Origin of the sequence: Microbispora sp. ATCC PTA-5024 (assembly GCF_000511135.2) — a bacterium.
Taxonomy (GTDB): Bacteria; Actinomycetota; Actinomycetes; order Streptosporangiales; family Streptosporangiaceae; genus Microbispora; species Microbispora corallina.
The window spans coordinates 1,144,296-1,148,609 of sequence record NZ_KI866523.1 but is presented as its reverse complement, the minus strand read 5'-3'; the positions used below and the strand labels follow the sequence as shown (position 1 = coordinate 1,148,609).

At 69.8% G+C, this 4,314-nt stretch carries 3 protein-coding genes and 1 pseudogene; 1 reads left to right on the top strand and 3 read right to left on the bottom strand.

Annotation, left to right across the window (positions count from 1 at the left end):
* Both MPTA5024_RS17880 and MPTA5024_RS17875 read right to left on the bottom strand, forming a co-directional pair.
* Positions 1–723, bottom strand: a 723-nt coding sequence (locus MPTA5024_RS17880) for a cellulose-binding domain-containing protein (RefSeq protein ID WP_198167213.1), incomplete at its 3' end; no start/stop codon positions are given.
* A 986-nt stretch (positions 724–1,709) separates the two neighbouring features.
* On the bottom strand, positions 1,710–2,159 hold the full coding sequence (locus MPTA5024_RS17875; RefSeq protein WP_036325192.1) for a carboxymuconolactone decarboxylase family protein: 450 nt from the start codon (positions 2,157–2,159) through the stop codon (positions 1,710–1,712).
* An 82-nt stretch (positions 2,160–2,241) separates the two neighbouring features.
* Here MPTA5024_RS17875 and MPTA5024_RS44520 point away from each other — a divergent pair.
* Positions 2,242–2,682, top strand: a pseudogene (locus tag MPTA5024_RS44520) (sigma-70 family RNA polymerase sigma factor); the annotation flags it as partial.
* 628 nt (positions 2,683–3,310) lie between these two features.
* Here the strand turns inward: MPTA5024_RS44520 and MPTA5024_RS17865 are convergent.
* On the bottom strand, positions 3,311–4,314 hold a 1,004-nt coding region (locus MPTA5024_RS17865; protein WP_036325190.1), incomplete at its 5' end, for a ricin-type beta-trefoil lectin domain protein.

The window sequence follows — 4,314 nt, the reverse complement described above, 5'->3', positions numbered from 1 at the left end:
GTGCGTCGTGGCGTAGACCAGGTGCTTGCCGTTGTACACCACGTTGGTGAAGTCCTTCAGCGACACCCACCCCGACTTCGGCGTCGCCAGCGCACCCGTCGACGTCCACCGATACGACGACGGAAGATCACACGTACCCGTCGGCGAAGGGCTCGGGGTCGGCGTGGGAGTCGGAGTCGGCGTCGGGGTGGGAGTCGGCGTCGGGGTGGGCGTAGGGGTAGGGGTGGGCGTTGGGGTCGGCGTCGGGGTGCCGGGGTTGCCACAGGTCACGCCGTTCAGGGCGAACGACGTGGGCACCGGGTTGCTGCCGTTCCACGAGCCGTTGAACCCGAAGTTGGTGCTGCCGCCGGAGGGGATGGAGGCGTTGTAGGAGACGTTGGTGGCGGTCACCGACGAGCCTGACTGGGCCGGGGTGGCGTTCCACATCTGGGTGATCTGCTGACCGGCGCCGAAGGACCAGGTCAGCCGCCAGCCGTTGACCGCGTCACCGAGGTTGTTGATGGTGACGCTGGCGTTGAAGCCGCCCGGCCAGCTCGAACTGATGGTGTAGTCGACCCGGCAGGCGACGGCGGCCTGAGCGGGCTGTGTGGCCAGCATGCCGGCTCCGGCCAGCAGGACCGAGATGGCGCCGATCGTGAGCCCGCGGCGCGAGGCCCGCCGGGGCGGCGCCGCGGTCGCGACGGCAGTGGGGCGCGGTGACCGCGCTCGCCAGGGCAGACGCATCTGTAATCTCCTCATCATCATGTCCGGCCGCCGGGAAGCTGGTGCAGGTAGCGGTCGGGGTGGCCGCGGCGCCGTTCGCGGTGAACACGGAGGTCGTGGAACCGCGCGGCGAGAGCCGTTGCAGGAAAAGCGCGGGGATCACTCCGCGCGATCGACGCCGCGTCCCGTGATCGGGGAACGCACACCACCAGGGCGTCGCGAACGGCGGCCCTCACCGCGCACCACCACGTGGCTGGAGGAAGCCGCCTCGGGGACAAAGTTTGGAAACCATGCCGAAATGTGTCAAGCCCCCCAAGAAAGTTTCAGAGCGCCCCTCCGGCCGTCACCTTCGGCGGCCCCTGATAACGCCTGATGGGCCGCGCGCCCGTCCCACCGCCCCTCTGTGGGCGCGCGGTGCCGTCCTTGACATCGCCTCTTCGTCTCGTATTGGCTCCGAGCTGCCACCACAGCCCATCCGACAGAGAAGGAACCGCGACCGGGAAGATGTGTTAACGCTCACATTCGATCTAGGGCCACCAGCCTGCGGCCATGTGCGGGGCGGACCGGCGGACAGACACCACGTCCCTGGAGCCGCCCGTCCGAAGAGTCACCGATGAGGAGGCGGTTCACCTGTGGCGGCTCATGACGCTGCCGGTGCTCCTGCTCGTGCTTGTCGTCGCCCACCGTGATGTGACCTAGCGGGGGCTCTTCTCCTGTGGAAGACCGCTGTCAGCAGTGAGACGACGCTGTGCGGGAGCCCACTTCACGCATAAGTCGCGCCACGCCTACGAGAGCTCACGGCGACGGCGCTCCACGCCGCCGCGCGCGGCCTTTCGCCCGCCCGACGTCCGGACGGGCGGTTCTCCGGCTGGTCGCGGACGCCAGAACTCGGGCTCCCGCCGTGGCGGCGTCACGCCGTACCGGCCGATCCCACCGGAGCGTCTCGGCAGGGCGTCACCCGTGTCGCGGGAGGCGCGGCCTCCGCGCGGATGACGCCCCACCCCGGCTCACCAGGTCTTGCCGGCCTGCTCCCGGAGCGTGCGGTTGATCCGGTTGAAGAAGTTGGTGATCGCGATTTCCAGGACGATCGCCGACAGCTGCTTCTCGTCGAAGTGGGCGGCGGCGGCCTCCCAGATCTCGTCGGTCACGCCCGGCGCGCCGTCCTGGATCCGGGTGGCGGCCTCGGTCAGCGCGAGCGCCGCCCGCTCCCCCTCGGTGAAGAAGGGCGTCTCACGCCACGTGACCACGTTGTGCAGCCGCTGATCGGTCTCTCCGTGCTTCTTCGCCGACTCGACCCCGGCGAACACGCACGGGCTGCAGCCGTTGATCTGGCTCGCCCGCAGGTGGACCAGCTCGAGCAGGAGCGGGTCGACGCCGCCGGCCTGAATCGCCTTGTTGAGCTGCTGAATCGCCGCGATCGCGTCGGGGTTCCCCGAGCTCTTCATGCGTGCTTCCATCGTCGTGCTCCTTCATCGGTTACGTGCGCCCATCCGGGCTCGTCATCACCCATGACGGAGCGGATCCGAGGAAGGTAACGACATGTCCGACACCAGCTCGACAGACCCGGTGGCCGAGGCGTTCGAGGCCCAGCGCGACCGGCTGCGGGCGGTCGCCTACCGCATGCTCGGATCGCACGCGGACGCCGAGGACGTGGTGCAGGAGGCCTGGCTGCGGCTCTCCCGGCACGACGTGGCGACCATCCACAACTTCGCCGGCTGGCTGACCACCGTGGTCGGCCGGATCAGCCTCGACGTCCTGCGGTCGCGGCAGGCCCATCCTGAGGCGTCCTACGACGACCGTCTGCCCGAGTTCGTCGTGACGGTGGACGACGGCCCCGTGCCGGAGGACGACGTGGCGCTCGCCGATTCTGTCGGGCTCGCGCTCCTCGTCGTCCTCGAGTCGCTCAGGCCGAGCGAGCGGCTGGCGTTCGTGCTGCACGACCTGTTCGCGGTGCCGTTCGACGAGATCGGCAAGATCCTCGGCAAGTCCACCGACGCCACGAAGATGCTCGCCAGCCGCGCCCGCAGGAAGGTGCAGACGACCGAGCGTCCGGCGGCCGCCGGACGGGAGCAGCGCGAGGTGGTCCAGGCCTTCCTGTCGGCGGCTCGCAACGGCGACTTCGAGGGGCTGCTGCGCGTTCTCGACCCCGAGGTGAAGCTGACCGTCGACACCCCCGGCGGGGTGGTCGTCGTCCTCGGCGCCACCGAGGTCGCCTCCGGCGCGCAGAGCCGTGTGCGGGCCGGCGCGGCCGCGCGTGGGCGGGCGGTGCTCGTCGACGGCCTTCCCGGGTTCGTGTCGTGGCGCGGGGACGGCACTCCGCTGTCGGTCATGGCGTTCACCGTCGTCGACGGCCGTATCGCCCGCATCGCGGCTCTGACCGACCCCGGCCAGGCTCGCGTCGATGGGCCTGCCGGACCCGGGGTGATGTGCTCCCGGACAAGCCGAGACCCCGTACGGACGTTCTCGTCGCCGAGGTCGTACTCGACCTCGTCCGGCGAATCCGGGCCGAGGCCGGCAGCGGTTGACCCGTACCGGTGGCGAGCGCGGGAAGCCGATGGCCGGGGTCGTGGTCGACCCCGGCCATCAGTGCGTCACGGATGGTGCGACCTCAGGAGAGCCCGCTCCAGCTCCACTTCTGGTTGTTGCCGCCCCAGCAGGAGTACATCTGGAGCTGCGTGCCGTTGCCGGTGCCCTGGCCGGCGGCGTCGAGGCACAGCCCGGACTGGACGCCGACGATGGTGCCGTCGGAGTTGAGGCGCCACTTCTGGTTGTCGCCGCCCCAGCAGCTGTAGATCTGGACCTTCACGCCGTTGCCGGTTCCGGCGGCGTCCAGGCACTTGTTGCCGTAGACCCGGAGTTCCTGCGCGGAGGTGTAGGACCACTGCTGGTTGGTGCCGCTGTGGCAGTCCCAGAGCTGCAGCTGGGTGCCGTCGGTGGTGCTGGAGTTCGGCACGTCCACGCAGCGGCCGGAGCTGACGCCCCTGATCTGCCCGGCGCCGCCGCCCGTGGGCGTGGGAGTCGGGGACGGCGAGCCGGTGGGCGTGGGAGTCGGGGTCGGGGTCGGAGTCGGGGTGGGGGTGGGGTTGGGCGTGGCGGAGTTCAGCGCGTTCAGGACCGAGGTGTACGCGGCCTTCTTGTTGCCGTTGCCGTCGAACAGCAGCGGAGTGTCGCCCGACCGCCAGGAGTCGCTGTCACGCACACCCCACACGGTGATGCCGACGCAGCGGGACACCGCGAGACAGTCGTTGACGATGCTGGCGTAGGTGCTGGCCGAGGCGCCCTGGACGTCGAGCTCGGTGATGGCCACGTCCACGCCGAGAGCGGCGAAGTTCTGCAGGGTCGTACGGAAGTTGCTGTTGTACGGGCTGCCGCTGTTGAAGTGCGACTGGAATCCGACACAGTCGATCGGCACGCCGCGGGACTTGAAGTCCTTGACCATGTTGTAGACGCCCTGCGTCTTGGCCCAGGTCCAGTTCTCGATGTTGTAGTCGTTGTAGCAGAGCTTGGCGGCCGGGTCGGCGGCGCGCGCGGTGCGGAAGGCCACCTCGATCCAGTCGTTGCCGGTGCGCTGGAGGTTGGAGTCGCGGCGCCCGCCCGAGTTGCCGTCGGCAT